At 44.2% G+C, this 24,250-nt stretch carries 20 protein-coding genes; 10 read left to right on the top strand and 10 right to left on the bottom strand.

All coding sequences use genetic code 11. The features are described from left to right. Positions 1-133: 133 nt before the first annotated feature. The 6 genes from H6F56_RS16130 to H6F56_RS16105 all read left to right on the top strand — a co-directional run bounded on the left by H6F56_RS16130 (position 134) and on the right by H6F56_RS16105 (position 6,125). Positions 134-1,369 (top strand): site-2 protease family protein, encoded by a 1,236-nt coding sequence (locus tag H6F56_RS16130; protein WP_190669999.1) that lies wholly within the window; start codon positions 134-136, stop codon positions 1,367-1,369. 202 nt (positions 1,370-1,571) lie between these two features. Further along, positions 1,572-2,207, top strand: coding sequence for a Uma2 family endonuclease (locus H6F56_RS16125; RefSeq protein WP_190669997.1), 636 nt, complete (start codon positions 1,572-1,574; stop codon positions 2,205-2,207). Positions 2,208-2,228: 21 nt separating this feature from the next. Next, entirely contained in the window at positions 2,229-2,765 is a 537-nt protein-coding gene (locus H6F56_RS16120; RefSeq protein WP_190669995.1) for a nucleotidyltransferase family protein, read from the top strand. Positions 2,766-3,125: 360 nt separating this feature from the next. Further along, positions 3,126-3,680 (top strand): GIY-YIG nuclease family protein, encoded by a 555-nt coding sequence (locus H6F56_RS16115; protein ID WP_190669993.1) that lies wholly within the window; start codon positions 3,126-3,128, stop codon positions 3,678-3,680. Between the two features lie 3 nt (positions 3,681-3,683). Continuing rightward, positions 3,684-5,312: a DGQHR domain-containing protein gene (locus tag H6F56_RS16110; RefSeq protein WP_190669991.1), complete on the top strand. Its 1,629-nt coding sequence runs from the start codon at positions 3,684-3,686 to the stop codon at positions 5,310-5,312. 183 nt (positions 5,313-5,495) lie between these two features. Further along, on the top strand, positions 5,496-6,125 hold the full coding sequence (locus H6F56_RS16105; RefSeq protein WP_309236550.1) for a PAP/fibrillin family protein: 630 nt from the start codon (positions 5,496-5,498) through the stop codon (positions 6,123-6,125). Positions 6,126-6,259: 134 nt separating this feature from the next. On the opposite strand, the gene H6F56_RS16100 is transcribed toward H6F56_RS16105, so the two are convergent. Together H6F56_RS16100 and crtW are read right to left on the bottom strand one after the other, a co-directional pair. Continuing rightward, positions 6,260-9,367, bottom strand: coding sequence for an ExeM/NucH family extracellular endonuclease (locus tag H6F56_RS16100; protein WP_190669989.1), 3,108 nt, complete (start codon positions 9,365-9,367; stop codon positions 6,260-6,262). Between the two features lie 507 nt (positions 9,368-9,874). After that, positions 9,875-10,699: a beta-carotene ketolase CrtW gene (gene crtW, locus H6F56_RS16095; RefSeq protein ID WP_190669988.1), complete on the bottom strand. Its 825-nt coding sequence runs from the start codon at positions 10,697-10,699 to the stop codon at positions 9,875-9,877. Between the two features lie 586 nt (positions 10,700-11,285). Here crtW and H6F56_RS16090 point away from each other — a divergent pair. Next, positions 11,286-12,113: an SDR family NAD(P)-dependent oxidoreductase gene (locus H6F56_RS16090; protein ID WP_190669985.1), complete on the top strand. Its 828-nt coding sequence runs from the start codon at positions 11,286-11,288 to the stop codon at positions 12,111-12,113. Between the two features lie 72 nt (positions 12,114-12,185). Here the strand turns inward: H6F56_RS16090 and H6F56_RS16085 are convergent, their stop codons facing one another. Continuing rightward, positions 12,186-13,478, bottom strand: a complete 1,293-nt coding sequence (locus H6F56_RS16085; protein WP_190669984.1) for a glycosyltransferase — start codon at positions 13,476-13,478, stop codon at positions 12,186-12,188. A 32-nt stretch (positions 13,479-13,510) separates the two neighbouring features. Then, positions 13,511-14,251 carry a DUF2993 domain-containing protein gene (locus H6F56_RS16080; protein WP_190669982.1) on the bottom strand — a complete coding sequence of 247 codons (741 nt, stop codon included), beginning with the start codon at positions 14,249-14,251 and terminating at the stop codon, positions 13,511-13,513. 507 nt (positions 14,252-14,758) lie between these two features. On the opposite strand from H6F56_RS16080, the gene H6F56_RS16075 reads away from it, so the two are divergent. Then, positions 14,759-16,324: an FAD-dependent oxidoreductase gene (locus H6F56_RS16075; RefSeq protein WP_190669980.1), complete on the top strand. Its 1,566-nt coding sequence runs from the start codon at positions 14,759-14,761 to the stop codon at positions 16,322-16,324. A 204-nt stretch (positions 16,325-16,528) separates the two neighbouring features. On the opposite strand, the gene H6F56_RS16070 is transcribed toward H6F56_RS16075, so the two are convergent. Then, positions 16,529-18,466 (bottom strand): alpha-amylase family glycosyl hydrolase, encoded by a 1,938-nt coding sequence (locus tag H6F56_RS16070; RefSeq protein WP_190669978.1) that lies wholly within the window; start codon positions 18,464-18,466, stop codon positions 16,529-16,531. A gap of 280 nt (positions 18,467-18,746) precedes the next feature. Further along, complete coding sequence (gene nusA, locus H6F56_RS16065; RefSeq protein WP_242032043.1) at positions 18,747-19,814, bottom strand: transcription termination factor NusA; 1,068 nt, start codon at positions 19,812-19,814, stop codon at positions 18,747-18,749. On the opposite strand from nusA, the gene H6F56_RS26905 reads away from it, so the two are divergent. Together H6F56_RS26905 and H6F56_RS16060 are read left to right on the top strand one after the other, a co-directional pair. After that, positions 19,813-19,944, top strand: coding sequence for a hypothetical protein (locus H6F56_RS26905; protein WP_255513731.1), 132 nt, complete (start codon positions 19,813-19,815; stop codon positions 19,942-19,944). The two genes, nusA and H6F56_RS26905, sit on opposite strands and share 2 nt — an antisense overlap. Positions 19,945-20,098: 154 nt before the next feature. After that, entirely contained in the window at positions 20,099-20,545 is a 447-nt protein-coding gene (locus tag H6F56_RS16060; RefSeq protein WP_190669965.1) for a helix-turn-helix domain-containing protein, read from the top strand. 193 nt (positions 20,546-20,738) lie between these two features. On the opposite strand, the gene H6F56_RS16055 is transcribed toward H6F56_RS16060, so the two are convergent. The 4 genes from H6F56_RS16055 to H6F56_RS16040 form a co-directional block, all read right to left on the bottom strand. After that, entirely contained in the window at positions 20,739-22,229 is a 1,491-nt protein-coding gene (locus tag H6F56_RS16055) for a serine/threonine protein kinase (RefSeq protein ID WP_190669963.1), read from the bottom strand. A gap of 87 nt (positions 22,230-22,316) precedes the next feature. After that, entirely contained in the window at positions 22,317-22,778 is a 462-nt protein-coding gene (locus H6F56_RS16050; protein WP_190669961.1) for a hypothetical protein, read from the bottom strand. A gap of 70 nt (positions 22,779-22,848) precedes the next feature. Next, positions 22,849-23,226: a DUF1823 family protein gene (locus tag H6F56_RS16045; RefSeq protein WP_190669959.1), complete on the bottom strand. Its 378-nt coding sequence runs from the start codon at positions 23,224-23,226 to the stop codon at positions 22,849-22,851. Between the two features lie 265 nt (positions 23,227-23,491). Then, on the bottom strand, positions 23,492-23,992 hold the full coding sequence (locus H6F56_RS16040) for a type II CAAX prenyl endopeptidase Rce1 family protein (RefSeq protein WP_190669957.1): 501 nt from the start codon (positions 23,990-23,992) through the stop codon (positions 23,492-23,494). Between the last annotated feature and the right edge of the window lie 258 nt (positions 23,993-24,250).

Below are 24,250 nucleotides of genomic sequence, written 5' to 3'. Positions count from 1 at the left end.
GCGCTCAAGTTGTAGAAATACATTCGCTGATGAGTAGCGTGTCCCGCAGGTGAGCCGGCGAAATCAGTAGAATTAAGAAAGCAAGCTTTAATTCTTGCACAGATAAACTGCTGCGCTCGGCAAGGAAAATTTCATGCAGTCAGGTTGGCGAATTGGTTATCTATTTGGAATCCCTTTATATATTGATTCCTCTTGGTTCATTATTTTAGCCTTGCTAACGCTTGCCAATGGGGCGGATTGGCAAAATCAGCATCCAGAATGGGGTTCCGTTGTCGCCTGGAGTGCCGGCCTTGTGTTGGCGCTATTGCTGTTCGCTTCCGTATTACTCCACGAATTAGGCCACAGTTTAGTCGCGCGTTCCCAAGGCATTAAAGTTAATTCCATTACGTTATTTTTATTTGGTGGAGTTGCCTCGATTGATCAAGAATCAAAAACACCGGGCAAAGCGTTTCAGGTGGCGATCGCCGGCCCTGCGGTAAGTTTGATCTTGTGCTTTCTGTTTGGTGCATTAGCCCAGCTACCAGGGCCGTTGCCGGTGAAGATTATTGCAGAGCATCTCACCCATATCAACTTGATTTTGACTTTATTTAACCTAATCCCCGGCCTGCCTTTAGATGGGGGACAGATTGTTAAAGCAGCCGTGTGGAAAGTGACCGGCGATCGCTTTGCCGGCGTTCATTGGGCTGCGAAAGCCGGTAAAGCCCTAGGCTGGGGGGCGATTCTGTTGGGATTAACTGCCGTTTTACTGGGGGGAAGAGAAGGAATTGGCGGTTTGTGGATCGCACTGCTGGGCTGGTTTGGAGTCCGCAATGCCAGCGCCTACGACCGGCTGACCGATTTGCAGGAAGCCTTAGTGCGGCTAACGGCAGGGGATGCGATGAGTCGCGAGTTTCGGGTTGTTGATGCTGAGATGACGCTGCGCGAGTTTGCGGATCAATACCTGTTAATTGAAGGCGGTGCGTCAGAAAAACCTTTTTATGCAGCGTCTAATGGTCGCTATCGCGGCATGATTGTTACCGATGATATTCGCTTTGTCGAGCGCAGCCTTTGGGAAAAACAGACGCTTCACCACATTGCGCGTCCGTTTGCAGACTTGATTACCGTTGACGAAAAAACGCCCATTGTTGAAGCGATTAACCGGCTGGAAATTCATCAATTGCGGCGCATGACGGTTCTCTCTCCAGCGGGTGCGGTTGCCGGTGTTATTGATCGCGGCGATATTGTGCAAGCTGTTTGTCAGAAGTTAAACTTACCGATTCCTGAAGCAGAAATCAAGCGAATCAAGCAAGAAGGCGATTATCCCCAAGGGTTACAGCTGGCGACGATTGCTAAAGCAACGGCTGATGTCGTTGCTCATAAAAAGTCTTAGAAGTTTGCCGTTTTATTTCCTAATTCCTAAATGCCGGCATGATCTTGATCTTAAGCCGGTTTTTTATTGATGTGAGATAGAAATATTTTTAGAAAAAATGCCTGTTGAAGTGGCATAGGTTCTCACAATGCCAAACCGGCTCACGGGTGAATAGCAAGTTACGCTTGAAGAAGTTGCCTGAGCAATCGACGGAGGAACATTAATGACTGTTACCATCCCCATTGGTGCCATTGAACTCACTGCCGGCAGCATGATGACCATTCATAACCTGTCCTGGCAGGAGTTTGAGGAGATTCTTACCGAACTGGGAGAACAGCGCAACACACGCATTGCATACTATCGAGGAACGCTGGAAATCATGTCTCCTTTGGCATTGCAGGAACGTCCCCATCGCATTATTGCCGATATTGTCAAAGCTATTTTGGATGCCCAAGGACAGGACTGGGAAGATTTTGGCTCAACGACTTTGAAGCAACCAGACATTGCCGGTGTTGAACCTGATACCTGCTTTTATATCCAGAATGCCGGTCGTGTTCGAGGTTGTACCAATATGAATTTGGAGGTTTACCCACCTCCCGATCTTGCGATTGAATCTGATGTGACTTCAAAGACGACCTTGAATGCTTATCAAGCCTTGCGTGTTCCGGAAGTGTGGATCTATCGAAATCGCAAACTGACGATTTATATTCTCCAAAACGAAGACTATACTGAATCAACTGTTAGTCTTATTTTTTCCGATCTGCCTATTACTGAAATGATTCCCCAACTGGTGCAAAAAGCGATTGAAGAAGGAACCAGTCGGATGTTGCGCGCACTGAAAATACAATTGGGTAAATAAGTGGAAAGACTTAAATAAAACATGGATAATACCCCTCGCCTCCAGAAGATTTTGGTAGATTCGCCCGTGGGTGTTGTACTGCCGGCAATCTCTCTGCTGAATTTGCCTAATTGGTGGTTAGCCGGTGGTGCGGTACGAAATACGGTTTGGAAATCAGTGTTCGGTAATGAATGTCAGTTAATTATTAACGATTTTGATATTGCCTTTTTTGATGGGCTGGGAGATCGTGATCAAGAACTCGCTGCGAAAGATATCCTGACAGCGCAGTTTCCTGAGTACAAATTTGATGTTAAAAATCAAGCGAGTTTTGCGCGTTGGCGTGCCGGCAGCCGGTTGTACAATAGCACTGAAGATGGGGTGAGTGATTGGTTGCACACAGCGACGGCTGTAGGGGTACGGTTAGATGAGCAAGGAGAATGGCAGTTCTTTACTCCTTACGGTCTAGATGATATATTTAATGGCATTATCCGACCGACTCCAGCACATTTACACAACCTAAATGCGGAGAGTAAAGCAGCTTCGTTTTTACAAAAATGTCCTTGCCTGCTTGTAGTATAGAAGTTGTCGGCAATATTAGCAAAGTTTAGATTAAAAGAATGAATGTACTACCAACTTGATATAATTACCTTGATGTGACTCAAACAATCAATTGCCTCCCAGTGATATTGACCGTATTATAGAGAAAATCCGATGTATGGATACAGATGCGAATATTGTGAAGTAAAGGTTCAACCTCGCACTGTCGAGCGCGAACCCTTCAAACACAACGATGGATTTGTCATTTTTGAAGATGTGATAATTGGTGGTTGTGATTTCTGTGGCAATCGCTAATACTGCGCTGATATTATTGATGGCTGAGCGGAATGTTCTAGAAAATTCTAAAAATTAGCTTTTTTATCCAAATTATTTGTAATTTATATGGAAGAAACAGTTCACGACAACTTTTTTAAAAACTTTATTGTAGTAACAGCAACTCTATCCTCAGCAGATTCTCTGCCTGTAGATGCGGGTATCTATGCGTTATATCATGCCTTTGATTTTTCAGAAAACGAGTTATCTGAGCAGATAGATGCTCGCATCAAACAAACTGTATTTAAAACCAAGTTTTCTGAAGAAGATAATAGAAGTAAGTTTATTGTAAATACTTGTGGAGAGTCAGTTGGTTTATCTGAAAAAATGGAAGTATTTATCAAAGCCGTCTCTGAGCCTAAAGAGCGAAGAATGTTAAAAAAACTCCTAATCTCAAGTAGTATTCTCCAACGTCCAGATTACATTGGCACTGCAAGCAACTTAAGAGAGAGATTTGTTCAGCATTTGGAGCGAGACGATGGGTTTTTCTCAAAGTACGCAAGCTTAAGACATAAGGATGAATTTTTATTCGTTTGTCTCCCTTGTCCAATAAATATTTCCAGAGAGTTGGAAAGCCTGTTAATTCAGCTATGTCAACCCAAGTTTAATACACAGAGGAGTTAGAAAATGGAATTAGATGCTCAGTCTCCAGAGACGATTGAATATAAAGCAATTACTGGTAAATTTGGTGAGGTAAGGTACTTCATAACCACTCTTGAGCAAAGTGATGCAGTTGAAAACATTCAATTTGCTGATGACATTCAAAGAAGTTGGAGCTTTTCAGAACGAGTTCAGAGAAAACTAGATGAAAACAGAGCGAAGACAGAAATATTTTCTTACCTAGCGCAGGGTGGAATTCGCTTTTTTAATTCAATTGTAGTCGTGCTTTTGCCCAACTCGAATGACCAAAGAGAGTTTTGGGACTTTACTCCAGCTCAGAGTAAGGGAATAATTTTGGAAAAATGGGTCACTTTAAAGCTGTATAAGAACGTAGCTAGAATTGTAATTGATGGTCAACATAGACTTCTTTCATTAAAGAGATATTGGGATGCCCATACTGGAAAAGAGCTTTTAAGTCCTCAACAAATTAAGGACAATTTCAGTTGCTCAGAAACCTTTGACATCCCAGTAGTTTATTTAGTATTTGGCAATCTTGGTAGGGTTGGTCATGCAGACTCCAGCAAAACTGTAAGAGATGAGATAATCAAATCAACTCGTAATATCTTTACAGTTATAAATAAGACTGCGAAATCAATCGATAAACAAACTCAACTATTGCTTGATGACAGTAAAATATCAGCATTGATTCCTAGAAAGCTTTTAGAGGAAAAAGTGCTTGAAGAGAGATTCATTAGATGGTCTTCCACATCACCAAGCTTGACTCAATCAGAACCTTATCTAACGACTCTGGATTTGGTTAGCCAATGTACTATTGAATTATTGAAAGATTATCAGAAGGAAGCTTTAAAGAAATCATTCAACTCACCAACTGAGCGTAATATGGCTCTGGAGACCTATTATGAGTCTCATCCTAGACTTCCTGAAATAGGCACAAAAGTATTGCTTAAGTGGTTTTTTGCTGAACTTCAGCCATTCAAGGATTGGGTATTACAGCTTAACCACGCAGGCATAAATATCCCTATTCAACCAGAGCAACCTCAATTAAATGCGAATCAAAAAGCAAGTATAAAGAAAACACGAGATGCCAGTATTTTATATACTATTTTAGGACAAAAAATTCTTTTTTCCGCTGTCTCAAGGTTCTTGCTTAGGATACCGCCAGAATACCGTATTCCAGCAATTCTTGATGCTATCTCGCTTAGTATTACTAAAATGGATGAAGCTGACTTTTTCAGACGCAATAAATCTCATTGGTCTTATGTTTTAGTGCAGCCAAATGCAAAGCTAAACATGATAACTAAAGGCTCTGGATCTGAGAGATGTATAGAGCTTATAAAAATGATATTGTTGGATTCCTCTGATGGTGTGAGGGAATTGATAAAACGTACTAAAGAAGAGGTCAGTAATGAGGTTAACTGGACGGAAAATCTTATTTTAACTTGGAGAAAAGATTTTCATGTAGTATTACCAGACGTTGAACTTATTGATGAGCAGATAAAAAAATCTTCTGAATCAGATGAATCCTTTGCTGGAGTTCGAGATTTACTTAACTCTAGTGAAGAGGACGAAGAGGAATCTGATGAAATTGAATATGACGAAGATATTTATAAAGAAACTGAGGAAGTACAAGATTAAGTTGGGCAACTACATAAAAACTTATTACTCAGTTTCTTTAAAGAGAATACTACAGGGCGGCTACTTTGCCACGGCTGATAGTATTCTTAAAACTCCCCCAACAGGTGTCGTTGTTCTGCTCTTTCCTGATAGAGATAGCCACCTTTTAAACACTCCAATGTATGCTTTCTTCAAAGCAGGGAAGTGGAAAATCAAGACATGGCAGAGGATGACGCAACGAGATTTGCCTTAAAAACCGGCCTCTTGCAACGAGTCGAAGCGTTAGGGCTACAGCAAGCCTTATTTCCCTCGGATGGAGGGGAGATCGATGAAATCGTGCGACAGCTAGAAAGGATCAATCCTATCCCGCGCCCACTCCAACCGGCATCTCTCCCTTCTCTACTCGGTAATTGGGAATTGGTGTACGCCTCAAAAGGAACCGTCGTTACCCGCCGGCTTGCTTCAATGCCAGATTTTGGGGAAACAATCAAAATTAAACGCGTGTGGCAAACTTTGACTGCCGGTAATTCTGGGAAAATTTTTGCTTCTAATAATGCTTTTCTTGACTTACCTCTGCTAGGGGAATGGCAGTTACAGGCTGCCGGCATTTGGACTTGGGGCGCTGATGAACAAATGGCTAAGGTGAGCTTTGACAGTTTTTCTCTACAAGCAACAAAGTTTTTTGGTATGGAAAATTGGCGTTTTCCTGAATTGAAAATCCCTGTATTAGAATTTCTCCGCAACGAGGCAGAGTGGACAACTTCCTATTTAGATGAAGATATCAGGGTAGGAAGAGGTGCCACCGGCAATCTGTTTGTATTTCGCCGTGAGTGACTGATAAAGAGAGCCGGTTTATCATTCATCGTTGGTAGAGATGCCAAATTTTCTGGTTCTATTTTTTGGACAAAAAATGCCGATTTGTCTCTATTAGTTGAGGACAAACCGGCAATCCTTTTTTGCAGAACTAATTAGAATGCAATGAAATCAGCAGAAGTGAGGCTGCCGGCAGAAACTCCCGTGAGAGTTGCCAGCAATTCATCGCTACTGGTTAGGCGGATCAAAGTATTGCCGGCATTAACCTCTGTGCCTTGAGAAATGGTCAATTGTTCAAACAACAAATTACCGGATAAACCAATTAAATCTTGACCATCTGTAAATTCAGTGATCGTGTCATTACCGGCACCGGCAGCTAAGACAAAAACATCATTGCCATTGCAGCCGGTTAAGATGTCGTTGCCATTGCCACCAATCAGAGAATCATTGCCATTATTGCCATTGAGTGAATCATTGCCGGCACCTCCATTTAACAAATCATTCCCATTTTGACCGAGAAGCGTGTCGTTGCCGGTGACACCGTTGAGGATGTCGGTGCCGTTGCCTCCACTAATGCTATCTCTTCCAGCGGTTCCGTTAATACTATCGCTGCCGTTGCCACCATTAATAATTGTGATTTCGCTGGCTAAATTCAGACCGATAATCACTGGATCATGGTCAGATGAACGGTAAGGCGTTGCGCTGTAAAGATCTGGTGAGGTTCCACCTGAAGGCGTTTTAAATTCCAGGTTGTAATCTAAAATTCGAGGTTCATCAGCGTTAATATGCCACTCAGTTACACCGGCAACTTGTTCGCTTAAATTCGCCGTCGTCAACGCGTGATCTAAATAGCCGGCTTGTCCGTCAAAAACGTAGGAATAAGGATTCTCAACAAATCGGTCAAGTTGATCAATTAACCCACCATTTCGTAGCACATCAATCGGATCTTCTTCGCCATAAGCATTCAAATCACCGATCACCAAAACATCCTCATCTCCCGATGATCTTTTGATGTTGTTAACAAATTCAAGCAACGTTTCTGCCTGTTGCGTGCGCTTGAGATTCCAAGCACCCTGTCCATCGCCTTGATCAGCATTCGGATCACTGGAATTGCTGGGTGCGCTGCCTTTAGATTTAAAGTGGTTCACCACGGCTGTAAATGTTTCGCCGTTAGAATTGAGGCTGAACGTTTGCGCCACCGGCAGCCGGTCAAAAATTGCCTCTGTGCTGCTGCTTGGGGAACCAGCCGGCGTCACTTCATCAGGTTTATAAATAAATGCCGTTTTGATTGCATCCGTTCCCACGCCGGTGGCTGGATCGCGGATATAATCATAAACATTTGCGCCGATATATTCATTTAAACCCTTCACCAAATCGGCAATTGCAGAATTCGCGCCATCTCCATCATTTTCGATTTCAATTAAGCCAACAACATCTGCATCCATCGCCGACAAAGCTGCAAAAATCTTGCTACGCTGGCGCTCAAATTCAACGGCGCTACTGGCACCGCGAGACGTGGGAAACCCGCCACCCATGCCATCGCCGTTGAAATAGTTAAGCACATTAAAACTGGCAACTTTAACATTTCCTCCAACTTCTTCAGGCGCGGCAGTGCGGGGATTGGTGGCTGCAAACGTTGGGGTAACGGTTGGCTGAATGCGATAACTATTGAAGCCGTAACCGACGACACCTGTTAAATTGGTGGTAGTGTCGCCACTCCGCAGGGTGTTATTTGAATTTAAGAAAGGAATCGTTGAAGGATTCTGAACATTGCTGCCATCATCAAGAAGAATTTGGCGCAGATTGTTAGCAGTTTGAGCCGTTGTTACAGCCGCTACGTTATCCTCATCATTTTCTGTCTCAGAGGAAGGAATATCCGTTGGATCGATAAAGTTGGTGGGATTATAAAGCCGGCCTTCAGATGAAAGCAAGACTTCCCCAAATCGGCCTAAATTAAAGTTTTCTGTGACGGTTAACGTTTCGGGGAAATTAACTAACATTCCCTCATAGCGTTCCAAATCACCCACGGCTGTCACCGGCAAGTCAAGGGTAAGGGGAGAAACTGTCCCGGAACCCGTTACACTCAAATCGCTGAGATTGCTAATTTGGGTTTGATTGGAAAACTCAGAAACGCTGCCGGTGAGTTGCACCTCATCCCCAATATTGACATCAAGACTATTCGGTGCAAAAACAAAAATGCCATCAGATGTTGCGGCATTACCATCACCGGCAGCATCTTGAATAAAAAAGCCATTTAAGCCGGCACTTCCTTGAAAATCGCCAACAACAACGCCTTGTGTTGTCACAGTATTCCCCACAAGCGAACTCGCTGCGCCGCTGCCTTGAATATCGTAGATAGGAGTTAGGGTGAATTCGTTATCAACGATGTTGACATTAACATTAGGAACCGGCGTCAAACTGTTAGAATAGGCAGGATCGCTGCTACTTGTAATCGTGTGGCTGATCGTGCCAGTGTGGGGAGAGCCTTCGGCATCCAGATCGTTCACGGCTCTAACCGTAATCGTTTGCGGGTTCGTATTATTCAGCGTCAGAGAAACTGTGTTGAAAAAGTTAACACCATCGCTGCTAATCTGAGTTTGTCCGTCAGCAGCAATTTCAAGGGTGACAGAACCTGCCGGCGCAGTATTCAGCGCAATATTATAAGTATCAGTGGTTTCTCCGGCTTCATTAACATCCGTGCTGCCGGCAGTTTGAGTAATCGTAATGCCGACAGTTGTACCGCCGCCATCTGCTGTATGAGTGCCTAAATTATCAAAGCTATCCGTAGCAAATCCATCCCATTCTGTACTGGGATTAAACGCATCGGTGGGATTAGGATCGCCGGCAATAATGCTACTTTTGCGGTGCAATGTATTGTCAGCAGTGCTGCTCAGTCCGCTTCCCCATTCAGTCCCCGGATCGACACCAATTTGTCCGATGGCATCAACAATCGTCCCACTTCCGCCACCTTTACGCAATACAATCGCATCGTCTCCGTTAAACCAGGATGCCGCACTGGTTTGATCGGCTTGCGCGAGAATAGCGGCGCTGGCGTTACTCTGTGCGAGTACAAAAACCTCCTCGTTTGCAACGGTGCCGGTGAGGTTGATCGTTAAGCCGGCACTGGTGCTGCCGTTGAAGTACATTTGCACCACATAACCTTCAGCTGCTAAATCAATTGCAGTGCCGGTGCCGTTGTAGATTTCTAACGCTTTGTTATTACTGCTTCCCTCGATATATTCTGAGAAAAATAAATCCGCCATAAATCCCCCCTTTCCTAACTATTGATTGAATTTGCAAGATCGCTTTTGTTCTGACAAAGCAGAAATCACAGCGCAGCGTTATAGAACTTCAGAAAGCTTTGAACTCTCTCCGTAAAATTCCGCAAAGTTTACTGTTTCTTTACCGAGCGTTAACCGTGCTTTTACTGAGAGCAACACCCGTCAAAAAGTTACCACTTATACAGAATTTCTGTAAAGTGATTTAGAAGACACTGAAGGTAAAATTTTGGTTAATTCTGGTTAATTTTGATTTGAGATGAGCTGATTGTGGAGAAAGCTGTATCTCATAAGCTTATTATTAATTCGATTTTTAATTATATATAAAATTTAGGGCGCAATACAGCGCCCTAACATATAGCAATCTTCTGTGATTAAGTAATGATCATCACCCTGAAAATCTTAGTGTGCCGGCATCTTGCCCGCTCATGTTATGACATCCAATTTAAGAGGGCTATAGCCAACTAATGCAAGTGAAAACTGCTAAGAAGTTCAGGATGCGGGTTGCTGCTTTGAATTTTTATAGATTTCCGGTAACTTCCACCAAGGAACATTAGGATTTTCGTGATGTTGTTGGTGGTAGCCAAAATGATAGCAAGTTACGAATGACCAGAAAACTGAAAATTCACTGCTCTGCGCTCGATGCGAATTCGTATAGCCTCCTTTGGGTTCTCGGTGGGGTAAGAAAGTCCCAAAATAGAATAATTGCAGCGAACTCAAAAGTGAAGGAAGACCCCAAAATAACTCTAAATTTATTTCGGGAATATGAGTCACGGATCTAACAATATTAAAGAGAACCATTAATCCAATAATTTGCTTCCAAGTCGTGTAACCCATCATAAAATGGAAATACCACGCAAAAAAGTTTTTGTGCTTTAAATTGTGAAAATCGGGATCGAGTTCAGTTGCCGGATGTTGGTGGTGTACTCCATGCTTTTTCAATAACTTTTTATAGGAAAACAGTGCGTAAACAAAGACGGCTGCTGAACCGATAAAATTGTTAATTTTGCGATTTTGAGGAAAGACTGCGCCATGCATGGCATCATGCGAAATAATAAATAAGCCCGTATACATAAAAGTCTGCCAAAGGATAGCCGGCAACACCAACCACACGGGAACTTTGGAAAGATCCAGGTAAAACAAGAAAACTAGGCTGCTTGCCCATAGCGCAATCATCGCAAAAGCGATTAAAATTCCCTTGCTTCCCTCTTCATTTTTAGCGTTTGCAGAAATTTCTATGGGTGGCAGGGATATTCTAGTGTTAACGCTTGAAGAAATTTCTACGGGTGGCAGGGAGGCTCTATCGAGCTGAATCATACTTTGACTCCGTGTAGCTTAAAAGTGAAAATTTACGAACCTGATCATCAAGACAAGACGGCGCAATAGGCAATAAAATATTATCGCCACAATGCTCTAAAACATAGCTTTATCTGTAGTAATTTTTCCAGATAAGCAAAAATAAGAATCCTTTATAGCCGATTTTTACAAAAATAAGAAACTTGGGCTTGACCTTAGTATTTTTTATGCACCGGCAGCTTCAATCCCCTTATGACAGAATAGCATATTTACATTTATTTACAATTGAGTTGTGATTTAATTCTAGCTTTCCCTCCAGCCCTGATTATCTGCCGGCAGTTTAAGTTCCCCGCATTCCTTACGGATGATATCATTATTGAGAAAACTGTGTTAAAAAGCACACTGCTATGTTCCGCTTAAACCGGCTCGAGGTTTGCAGCTTTTACAAATTTCATGACGCTTGCCGGTAAAAGGCTAGCAAATCTTTTTTATTCTGGCTCTAACTACGGATTGAAATTACGGTGAAACATCCGACAAAAGTTAGAGTTTATATTTAACGATTTTGAATAAACTAAGATAATAAAATAGGATTTTCAGGATAAGGAGTATGGCTAGCACAGTATTAATTACGGGTGCTTCAGAAGGCATCGGGAAAGCAACCGCGCTTCAGTTTGCTCGTGAAGGGTACGATTTAGTATTAGCAGCGCGTCACGCGGATCGATTGGAAGCGGCAGCCGACGAAGTGCGGTTGCTCGGACGTTCCGCACTTGCCGTCCCTACTGATGTCACCGATTCCGTGCAGGTGAGTGCGCTGATCCATAAGGCATTAGAGCAATTTGGCAAAATCGACGTGCTGATCAATAATGCCGGTTTATACATATCTGGGCCGGCAGACAAGTTTTCCCTAGAGGATTGGCACTCCTGCTTAGACCTCAATCTTTGGGGATATATTCACACAATTCACGCACTATTGCCGCATTTTATCGAACGAGGAACCGGCACGATTGTTAATATTAGTTCCATCGGCGGCAAAGTTCCCATTGCTTATTTAGTGCCTTACTCTACGAGCAAATATGCCGTCACCGGCTTAACAGAAGCACTGCACGGGGAACTAGCACCCAAAGGCATTCATGTTTGTGGAATTTATCCCAATATAATCAAAAGTAATTTTTTGGAACGGGCGATTTTTCGCGGCACAGATGAGCAAGACACTCAAGCACGTCACGATCAGGTGAAGCAGGTGCTAAGCGTTCCCGTCGTGGAGAAACCGGAAGATGTCGCCAAAGCCGTTTGGGATGGAGTCAAAAATAAGCGGGCTGAGGTAATTGTGGGTTCGGCAAATATGTCAAAGGCAGCTTATAGCTTGCTTCCTGGCGTAATGCAGTGGGTATTCCGGCGAACGTTTGCGCTCAAAGATAATAAAGTATCGAGATAAACACAAAGGCGGGATACCAACCAGATAGGATGCCGGCTCCACAAACGCTGTCTGTATTTCTCCCCCCTTCCCCTATTTCCTAGCCCCTAAAGCAGCCTGCTTTAGCGCTGGACGCTCAGCCTTAACAGCTTGCTCAACAATATCAGCAGCTCGTGTTACCCCACCGGCTTGAGCGATCGCTTGCTTGATCCGCAAGGCATTTTTTAAGTAAGAATCTTCTGTCAGCACCCGCTGAATCGTTGCTCGTAAAGTGGGAACGCTCAAGCTCGATACAGCAATCACTTCCCCAGTCCCCGTCCAGCGAATTCGTGCGCCGGTTCCAGGCTGTTCAAAGGTGATGGGAATGGCAACGAGGGGAACGCCGTAGCTGAGGGAATCGAGCACCGTGTTCAGTCCCCCGTGAGTAATGGTTAAGCTCGCTTTAGCCAGCACTTCCATTTGGGGGGCGTACTCAACCACTAATGGGGAACCGGGAAGTTGTTGAACGGCTTCTGCATTCATCCCACCGCCATGCGTGATCACCAGTTGCACATCCAGTCCTTCGCAAGCAGCGGCAATGGTGTGAAAAAGTTCGTGCTTCGTGTTTTGCAAACTGCCCAGTGAAGCGTAGATCAGAGGTTGGCCGGTTAACTGTTCAAACGGAAAAGAAACTGATCGCGGTGAGGCATTGCGAAATGGCCCGGTGTAATGGAAGTGCGCCGGCAGATTGGGGTTGGGGAAATCAAAGGCAGCCGGCTGCTGGCTAATGTGGGCTAGTCGGGCAGCAGAGGCATACAAGTTGCGGTATGCCGGCAGTTTCCAGGCTTGCCGATAGTGATTGAGCGTTTGCAGAATCGGTTGGCTGCTGCGGTCTAGCATATAATAAGCCGCCAGATTGCGAAGCCGCGCCCACCAACTATTTTGATAACTCCAGGGGGTGAAAAACGGGGGAACATCTGCTCTGCGGTGCATCGCCTGAGCACAAGAGACGCAAATAAAAGGAATACCAAGGAATTCTGCAACTGTTTCACCGGCAGGTTCGAGCTGATCGACGAGCAACACTTCAATCCCCGCCTCCTTAATCGCGCCTGGGGCATCTTCGCAGATAATTTCAGTAATGTGCCGGCAAAAATCGAGTGAGTAGCGCAGCGCTTCCAGATCGCTCAATTTACCAAGTTGCTCGCAAGTTTCAGCCAGAAAACCGGGCCGGTAAAGAGACTGCCCAATTGGCCAATAGTTCAGTCCCTCTGAGCGCACTTTAAGTTCTATATCAAGAATTTGCAAAAAAGTAACGCGATGACCGCGTTTTTGCAGCTCTCGTCCCAAGGCTGCCTGGGGATTTAAGTGCCCCGGAAACGGCGGGCAAATAATACCAAAGTGTGTCATAGAGCCACCCCAATAAAGTTTTAATAAGCCGGTTAACCGGATGGAAATTGCTCAATGTGGGCGGCAGCTTGCCAAGTTAACTTGCCGGCTGCTAGCTCGAGTTCCTGAAATTGCAAAGACATTCCTTTTTCCTCAAACTCAGGCAAACTTAAAATTTCGCTTGCCTGGGCCACCAAAGCTGCTGCTAATCCGGTTGGAGGTTCCTTCCCTTCCACATCACGCACCTCTTGGAGGACAATTTTTCGCCCATCCATCGCGATGCTTGGTAAGGCTGTGAAGGCAACGGATTGAGCTTGATTTGTTTTTTCCAAAATTGCTTCGCAGTTAAAAACAATATGACCATCGGCTAGGAAAAAACACCGCAGTTGCTGAACGTGAATTCCGCTAATTTTCCTCTCATCAAAACCTTGATTTTGTCGAGAATTTTTGGAGGAAGATTGGTTGTTAAGGGCGTGGCTGAGACTATCCTCGTTGATCACAGCACGAACAGTGCCATCGGAAGGATGCGTCAGTTCAATTTTGCCGAACAGGGCGCTAAAAGGCTTAACCGTAACCCGATTAATTTGTAGCTGCAATTCTTCTAGGCGCAAATTTGCTTGCATTAATAAGCCAGCGATCTTGATTGCAATTGACTCAACTTCTCCCCGTGCGAGTTTGTTGAGATCGGTCTTAATCCGAACTTCTAATTCTCCCGCATCGTGCAATTGACTTGCCAGCGCCATCTCAGCAATTTTATTAATTGCTTGTTCTCCCAGTCCCGCTGTTTCTCGCATTTTGCTACTTCTGCTTCACTATTACTACTGAATCTGCGCTATTATTTATCGCGAAAATTAGTAATTGTGTCGAACTTTAGGTTTTCCAATTTGCTAGAGTTCCAATTCAACTTTCAAAAGCAAATCTGTTTGCGCCAACAAAAAATAAAATCTTGTCGGCACATAAATTGACACTTTCCTCCCTCACAAAAGATTGAGGGATTCTGGGTGTTTATATAAAATCAAAGCAATGCTATCTGTAAGCCTGGAGTTATTCTATGAAGTTAAAGGCGCACATTCCTCTCTCTCAGGCGTAATCTGGGTTTTTCGCATTCTCTGCCACAAGCATTATCTAGTATTACTGGTTTGTGTAAGCAATAATACAAAAATAATCGAACTGAGCAAGCAAGTTGACACAAAAAAGGACTATTAAACTCGCTGCGGGTGTTGCGGCTGGTGCGACGATGTCAGCAAAAACTGATACCAGATTAGGATGTAAAGAAAGCTTCTGTAGAAAATCGACAACTCATGAGCCAAACCGAGCAAATTCTATCTCAGCTACCTGGTGACGCATTGGGGGCATTGCGTCGCGCTGATAGCCTTTGGCAAGCCATCAAAGAGGGTAGCGCCCCTGTGCCGGCTGTGGTGAAGCAAAACGAGCAGCCTCTGGAAACTGTAGAGTGGGATATTGTGATCGCCGGCGGCACTTTGGGAATTTTCATCGGTGCAGCTTTAGCGCAACGGGGATGGCGGGTAGCGCTAGTTGAGCGGGGAATTTTGCGCGGCAGAGATCAAGAATGGAACATCTCTCGCAAAGAATTAGATGTGTTTGTGGAATTAGATTTACTTTCGGAAGCAGAATTAGGGCAAGCGATCGCAACAGAATATAATCCCGCCCGTGTAAGCTTTTTAAATGGCGCTGAAGTTTGGGTGCGTGATGTTCTTAATATTGGGGTTGATCCAGTTTCTTTACTCGATACACTTAAGTTGCAATTTTTAGAAGCCGGCGGACAGTTATTTGAAAATACGGCTTTTGAGGCAGCCATTGTTCATCCAGATGGAATTACGGTAGAAATCAAAAGTCAAGCGGAAGACTCCTCTCCCCGCACTTTAACAACTCGATTGTTCATCGATGCAATGGGACATTTCTCACCCGTGATTCGGCAGGCACGACAAGGGCAAAAACCAGATAGCATTTGTTTAGTCGTGGGGAGTTGTGCGCGGGGATTTCCTCAAAATGAAACGGGCGATTTGTTTGTATCTTTTACGCCAATTCAACATCAATGTCAGTATTTTTGGGAAGCATTTCCCGCGAGAGATGGGCGCACAACTTATTTATTTACTTATTTAGATGCTGATCCTCAACGCTTTAGTTTAGAGTTTCTATTTGAGGAATATTTGCGGTTGCTGCCGGCATATCAAGGCGTTGAAATCGATCAATTGGAATTTCAACGAGCACTGTTTGGGTTCTTTCCTTCCTATCGGCAAAGCCCCTTACAAATGCCTTGGAGTCGCATTCTGCCGGTGGGAGATAGTAGCGGCAGTCAATCTCCTTTGAGTTTTGGTGGGTTTGGGGCAATGGTGCGCCATCTCAAGCGTTTAACCACCGGCATTGAGGAAGCGCTGCAAGCAGACACACTTTCTGCGCCGGCTTTGGCTTTATTGCAACCCTATCAACCGAGTTTATCAGTAACGTGGCTATTTCAACGGGCGATGACTGTTGGGATTGAGCGTAAAATTGAACCGGAACAAATTAATCAGTTACTCTCTGGGGTATTTGCCGGCATGGAGCAGTTGGGAGAGCCGGTTTTAAAGCCTTTTCTACAAGATGTGGTGCAGTTTTCAGCTTTATCTCAAACGCTCCTTAAAACAGCTATAAATAATCCGGCATTAATTATCAAACTAACGCCACAGCTTGGACTCATTCCGCTCTTAGATTGGATGCGTCATTACATTAATTTGGGTGTTTACAGTGCGCTCTTTCCCCTCGGACAGGCAATGGAACCGTTTGTTAAAACTTTATCGCCGGCACAACAATATTATTATCATCGCTGGCTTGATGCGTGGATCTATGGTTCTGCCGGTGATTACTAAATAAATATTGGTAGATGCAGGGCGGCTTATCTTTAAGTTCTGAATGTTTTACTAATCATTTAAAAAAATAAGTTTTTTTAATAACAATTATTCAAAATAAATTTTGAATAGAATAACGATATCTGTTTATCAGATTATTCAATTAAAGTGATTTGGCGCAGCAACCCAATTTTTTTAAGAAACTGGGTTGCTTTTTCGCTTAATTTAATGGCTCCAAGTATCGCGCCACTTGACAATACCTTCGTCTGCTAAAAGCCAGCGTCGGCAGACTAAATTTTCCCGCACCGGCGAGTGACCTTCACGCCACATGGCATACTTATATGAAATTGCCTTGCCGGCACTTTCATTAAACGGAATTTCGGTAAACCAAGTATTTGCATTGATATATTCCAGGGGGTAAGCTTTGGCAATATCCCAATTTCCTAATTCCGGACAATCGCCGATAATTACCACAATTTCACCCGGATTCGTTGAGATGCCATTCACTTGCACCCGCACCAGAGTTTGCCCTTTAACTCGCTCTCCAACATGACTGATGACAATGGCTTCTTTCGCTCCCAATTCTAAATCATAGAGATAGCCATCTTTAACTTCTAATTTACGTCCCGTTAAAACGCAAGTATGCTCTTTATCGGGTAAATCAGTCTCCACCTTCTCAAGCGTCACCGGCTCACCTTTATTCATCGCCACAAAACAGCGGGAATCCCGATAGCGTCGTAGGTAACAATAAACATCAGAAGTGATATATTTTAACCACTGGCTTCCTAAACAAACCGCAGGGTTGAGCCGGCGCAATCCTGAAAGTAACCGAATATCCCGATAAATGGCTGTATCGGTATCCCAGTTTTCCATCATTGGGCGGTTATAAGGATCGTTATTACCGTAGGGATCACCATCAGTATTCGTATCATTGTGCAGATACTGTTCAGTCCCGTAATATATACAAGGAATCCCTCGGCAAGTCATTACCAGATTGATAGCCAAGCGCACTACATCTGGATCTGGATTCAGTGTTTGGAACCGATGCATATCATGATTATCAATAAATGTAATCAGTTCCGTCGCGCCATCATAGCGGTAATCAAGATCGAAAACGTCCTGAATCATTTGAAATCCCGGTGGTGCATTAACCGCTAAGGCTTGCCGGAGCGCCATGCACAACCCAAAATCCAACATTGTCATGCCAGATCGATTTGCAAATTCAACTGATCGCTCATCATTTGCGCTACTGTAAATCCACTCTCCAAAGATAAAAACGTCAGGTTTATGCGTTTGGATATCTCCATTAAATTCTTGCCAAAACCAAATGGGCATATGCTTCACAGTATCCACCCGCAAAGCATCAACGCCCCGATCTAGCCATTGCTTAATCGCTGACTTAATGTAATTTCGGTACTCAACATTATTTTCATTGAAAGTTGCCAAACCGGAAAGTTCACAGTTCTGCACTTGCCACTCGTCTTCCCAGTTGGTCACTATCCCATAGTGGTGATACCAGTTATTTTTATCGTCATTAAAATCAGCAATTTTTACGCCATCGTCGTAAAGTTCTCCTTTTTTGCCGCTAAAATCTGGGTTGCTGTGGTTACAGACAATATCCAGGATCATTTTCATATCCCGTTTGTGCAACTCAGTAATCAATCGGTCAAAAGCTGTATTTTTCGTGTCCTGGGTTTTGTTTAGAGAAGGCTCATCATCTTTGCCAATAAATCGAGGATTAATCCGCTTAAAGTCTTTAATCCAGTAGCCGTGAATCGCTGCTTGTTCAATAAATAATGCTTCAACTTGCTCAAAAAGAGGAGTCAGCCAAAGTGCAGTTACTCCCATACCTTTTAAGTAGTCTAGTTTGTCGATAATTCCCTGTAAATCTCCGCCCCAGTATTTGCCCCAATCTTCGCCGGCAGGATCATAAAGTTCAGGATTTGGGCCTTCGCTATTTTCTGAATCGCCATCGAAAAAGCGGTCTACAACAATAAAATAAATGGTTTCTTGACGGAATTCAATCGCTCGCGTAAAAAGAAACTCATACGGGTTATCATCTTCTCTGGCTTCAGTGATTTCAGCCGCAGTGCCGGCATCAACAATTGATTTAGAATCGGATAAAGAAGTCGTTATAGCCTGGGATAAAGATTTGGGTTCCATAAAATCAGCTCTCTTAGCTGGGCAAAGAAGTTAGCAAGTAGGTGTTTAACCGGCACTTGAATATGGCAATTGTCTCCAATTCAGGGGGATTTGTCTAGCCTTTTGTGTAACAGGCTAGTTTAAACTTTCTTAAGCGCTTAAATTAAGTTGTATTTCTACCCATTACAGAAACGCAAATTCTGCAAAATGCCAAAGTGAGAGTAAAGAGAGAAAGCGCTTATCTCAAAATTCTGCGATTAAGGTAAGAAGCTTTCTTCTCTAACACTTAGCAACCATCAATTTAAGTTTTAAGTTCAATTTGCCAACCCGTCAGACGAGCAGCAAGACGGAGGTTTTGCTCATCTGGCCCTAATGCTAAAGGTAACTGGTCTGCCGGCAAGAAAACTTCAGCAACCAGTGTTTCTGGATCGACGAGCAAAACCTTCTCTACCTGTGCCGGATACAAAGCTCTGGCAATATAGGTGGCTGGGTCATCAGACCATCGAATAATATCAACTTTTTCGCCCCGCAACTCACTCACCACCGCCTGCAATCGCGCTCCATTCTCTCCCACACAAACGGCAACGGGATCTAAATCTGGCTGTTGGGTATCCACCGCAATTTTACTACGAGAGACAACCAAAGGAGACTCGGGTGTTGCATCTCTCACAACTGCGATAATTTGGATAGTTTCCTGCTGAATTTCTGGCACAATTCCGGTTAAAATGCCGGCAACCAAACCTGTTGTTGCTCTAGAAACGCGCAACTGCGGCCCTTGCCGGGGAGTTTCATACACTTTTTTGAGATAAACTTTCAGCTTTGCATCCGTTGAATAGTTGTCTTGCAGCAACTTTTCATAATTAGGCAGTTCCGCCTCTACCTCTGGCTTGCCGGCACCACTGCTGACACCAACAATGGTGGCTTTGCGCTCAATGCGAATCACCCTTGCTTGCACAACGGTGCCTCTAAGCTCTAGAAACTGTTCTTTAATGAGCTGGCACTGCTGTTCTTGTAGTTTTTGGGTGAGTACCTGTTTGGTTTGTAAGGCGGCGAGTCGCCCAAATTCCCCCTGATCGGGTGTCACGTCTACAACAACGGTATCGCCTAAGCCGACTGCGGCAGCCGGTTTTGTGTTGAAGGCAACCTCCTGATCTGGCTGGCTGGCTGCTTCTACAACAGTTTTGGTTGCGAGGACTCGAAAGCCTTCTGCTTCCAAATCAAGTTCAACTTTAAAGTTGTTGAAGTAGTCTTCTGGAAAGTTCGACCCTTCCAGGCTTTGCATCCGGCGATAGCGCTCGTATCCTTTTAGCAGCGCTTCTGTTAGAGCGTTCTGGACGGCTTGTTTCGGCAAGTTGCGCTCTCGACTCATGACGTCGATTATTGCTTTGAGTCCGGGTAAACTGACCATTGACATGGAAATTGGAGGTTTTAGATGTGAGATGACCGATCAAAAATTAGGCGATTGGCTGTTTTATATTGTTGACCTTAATGGTGCGTAAGCAAAGCATTTGAGCTAGCTGGGAAGTGTGCCGGTGTGGGAAACCAGGCAGAAGCGATTTACGCTCTCAGGAAGTTCGCTTTTTCCGCTGTACAAGCGGTCATTTTACAATTAAATAGCATAAAATAGAATAACGATATATTTCAAAAAATTTTATGCCGGTTAAAGACTTTCTCACCTCACTGCAAAGAAAGCGTCTGCAAAAAGCTATCCGGAAGAGTGATTGCCCGCGCTTGCGCGAGCACGCTTTAATTTTGTTATTACAAAATGATGGTAAAACTTACGAAGAAATTGCTGATTTTATCGGGTGTTCCTACCGAACCGTTGCTTATTGGTGTGTGCATGGCGATCCGGATAATCTCGACAGCCTGAGAGATAAGCGGGAGCAAGGGAACTATCGCAAGGCTAATGAGGGTTACATTCAATCATTGCTAGAATCGATCAAGAAAGACCCGAAAAAGCTGGGATATGAGTTCGATTTGTGGACAAGTCAACGCTTAGCAACGCATCTGGCGCAGCAAACCGGCATTGAAATTAGTGCCACGCAAATTACGCGAATTTTACGCAAGCATAAAGTTCGTTTGCCGATGAGCAGAATCTAGGGTGCTTGTGGCAAGGAGGCAGTGCAACTTAGCTGTATGAAAGCTGAGAGGTGAGGGGTTGCTGGTGTAGCGGGATTGAATTTTAGATCAGTGAAAAGCCAAGGGTGTAGAGGTGCATTTACTTGGGGAATTACGGTTTTGCCGGCCTCGGTGCAGATAAGGTTGAAGCGTTCCCAAGAAAAATTAAAATAAATTATTGAGATTCTCCTGCTAACCAAGCCCGAATTTCATTTGCCAACTTAATTAATTCAGCTTCACTTAATTCTTGACCAAATATATATTTCTCCCATTCATTTTGAGAAGGGCCGGCAGTAATTACAACGGCTGAGTGAGGCGAATTACTCTCACAATCGTCGCTCTCACCATAAGTCGCAACTGCCACATCTTGAATTTCAGAGGTTACTCCAGTTTCCCGACGATAATTATAGAGCCAGACCTGCTGCCATTCCATGACAAAGCTATCCAGTTCAAAACAAATATAAGTGCGCTCAAAATAACTCCGGGGATACACACGCCAACTTCCCAATAAAATGAAAATAGCGAGTAACGTTAGCGCCGGAATTAATAAGTTTAAAAATTGCATCGTGTAAATAATTACAGGAAACGCAAAACTTAGCAGCACTAAAGCACCGCCGGCAACACTGGCACGCAGTAAAATCGCTTGTTTTGGGATACTTCCTGCTGAATCCTGCAATTGGCTAAATACAGCACTGAAACTGTTTTGCAAGGCTTCTAAACCTTGGTTGATAACTTTTTTAACCGGCTCAATGACTTCAACTTCCACACGCGCCGGAATTTCAATCTCTAACCGTTCCGGCGAGTGATTGACGATCGCACAAGTATCGGCAACTACAGGAAGCTCTGCGATCGCCCAAGGAATCGTGAGCGCACCTTTCAGTGCATCCCGTGCTCGCACCGCTGAAGAGAATCTTCTCTCCACAGCCGGCTGTATCAGTTGATCAACCCACCGCACAAAATTTCCACTGACATTAGAAGTGATGCGATCGCTCCATTGAACACGTAAATCTCGCTGTGGCAACTCTGCCGGCGCTGTGCCGGTGAGCAAATGAATCAGCGTTGCACCCAAGGCATACAGATCCGATGCCGGCACGGTTTGGCCGCCATATTGTTCAAGGGGGGTATATCCGTAAGTTCCCACCACCGTAAATGTTGCGCCCGTTGCACTTGGCCGGTTCTGCACAGCCCCAAAATCTACTAAATAAACCCGATCATCCGCCCCTAAAATTAAATTACTCGGCTTGATATCGCGGTGGATCACCGGCGGCTTCAGTTCATGGAGATAAATTAAAATCTCTAGCACATCTTGCGCGATTTGGCGAACTTGCTGCTCAGAAAACTGCTGCCCCTCTTCTAGCAATTGCTTCAGCGACGAACCGGGGATATACTCCTGAACTAAGCCAAACCAGAGATTAGACTCATCAACCGCAAAATAATCTCGATACTTAGGTATCTGCGGATAATTTAGCTGTTGCAGCACCTTCGCCTCACGTTCAAACAGTTTGAGGTCATCCCACTGCATCTGACCCCCAAAAGCCAGCAGCTTGACCACAACTTGATCTTGCGATTCTAAATCCTCTGCCAACCAAGTTTGACGCACGGGATGATCACTCAGCTGGTGTTTGAGCTGATAGCGATTCTGCAATACAGAGGATAATTTGAGCATATTGTACTCGGCGGATGCGATGCAAATAAAGCTATTACCACAATAGCTGTTACTCCCCAAAAATCAGCCAATGCGACTGGCAATTACCTATCTGCGCCAGATATCCGAGTCATTTCGCCGCCAAACATCAGGATCATTTCTATCATCCGGCAACCAAGCGTTAGGATCTCCCTCCACCTGTTCTACCCCGTTTTTGGTGAAGGAAAGTTTAACCACATTACTTCGCCCCAGATCCAGATAACCCGAATCCCACACATCCATGCTTGTGATGCCGGTGAAGACAACCCTGTAAGCGCCGGCACAAAGGTTTAGGGTTTTGCGCCGGTTAAAATTTTGCGGCTGAAACACTGGTTTTTCATTAATCCACACATTTCCCCAATCATTGCCACGCGCGATTAACTCTACAACCACCCGATGTTGCCGGCACACATTTCGATTTCGATATCGATAGTCAGCGATGATTGCCGATCCGTCTATTATCGCCGGCAATGGGGGAATGATGGCGGGAGTGCCGGTTAATGCCAAAGACGAAAGGAACGTAAAAAACATAGGAGTTTCCTCTAGATAACGACTACTTGACGTTCCAGAATTAACACCTACTAGATCGCTGACAAATCAATTACAGTTCCTCACCTTTAGCGCCCTTCATATAACTCAACAGCCAATTTGCCATAGTCGCCCGTCGAGTTTGCCTAGGGCCAAATTCACCTACTTTGTAACCTTTAAAACCCAACTGCTCTTTCAAAAGTTGCTTATTTTCCGATGGAATCGAGCGAGTGAGTTTCACCGTAGGCGGGCGGTTGGCTATAAAATCTGGCGGTTCAGGATACTCATCTCGCCATTCAACCGCAACAGCAGAAGCATCCCACTTGCCGGCGGCTTCATCATAGCGATATCCCAAGTAATGCCAAACCAATTGGTTCACCGTCGTATCCTCAATTTCTTCATTAAGGATTGCCCAAATCGTTTCATTATTCAGTGCCGGCAGTTCAGACATAAGCAGTTATTCAAAGAGAGGGAATACCTCGGTTAAACTCAATCAAAAATTTTACCATACCCTAACTTACGTCTCGCAGATAAACCTGATTCAACTATCTGTGCCTTTCTGCCGGCACACTGCATGAACCTCTATGTTCATCTGTGGTTCCTTAAAAAATCTATTTTTAGAAAAACTAAAGGTAAAAGCAATAAAATCCTTCAGCCCCTTAAGCATGAAGCTTTTGATATCCACCTAACAACAGCAACCAGACGGCTACAATCATCTAGTGAATCACCACTGGCGGCCAAAGAGAACCACTTTGCCAGTACGAAATCGTACAAATTGCCCCTAAAAGAGCTGCCAAAAATAAAAATATTGGATGTATAAAAGTTTCACCGGCAACTGGGAAAAAAGTCATTGCATTCAGCGGATGGTACACAATAAAAATCACCAAACCACCCAAGCCCCAAAACCACAAGGCTGCTGGCGAAGCATTTTCTGTGGGGTGAGGCAAGAGTAAGACACGAAAAAATAACTCTTCAGTGAGAGCCGGTCTTAACAAAGAACCTCCGATTACCCCAATAACGACCACCCACGATTTTTGAATATCTATTTTAATAAAACCCGTTCCAAATCCTACCGGCAAAGCAATCAACGTATAAATTCCCAACAGTGCGGTTGACCATAGCCAAGCTTGGGCATCAGGAATGGTTAAGAAAGCAGCAACTAACCGATGCCAGATAACTTCTCCCCCTGGAAAATTGACGAAGAACTCTGGAAACATATAAAATATTTTCTTAATGTTGATGGTAAGTGTTTAAAGGCAAGTGTTACAGGTAGTTTAATATAGCGTTTCTCGAATAACAGAGGTACAGTAATGGGGAGCTGTTGAGGGTGTAAAGATGAAAGCCTACTCACTGGACTTGCGGGAAAAAATAATCCAAGTGTATGAGAATGAAGAAATATCGCAACGGGAATTGGCGAAACGATTTTGTGTAGCCAAAAGCTTCATTCAAAAGTTAATAAAACAGTAGAGAGAAAG

It is taken from the genome of Microcoleus sp. FACHB-672 (assembly GCF_014695725.1).
Classification (GTDB): Bacteria; Cyanobacteriota; Cyanobacteriia; order Cyanobacteriales; family Oscillatoriaceae; genus FACHB-68.
Note: the sequence above shows the minus strand (reverse complement) of the source record. Positions and strands in the feature narration are given on the sequence as shown.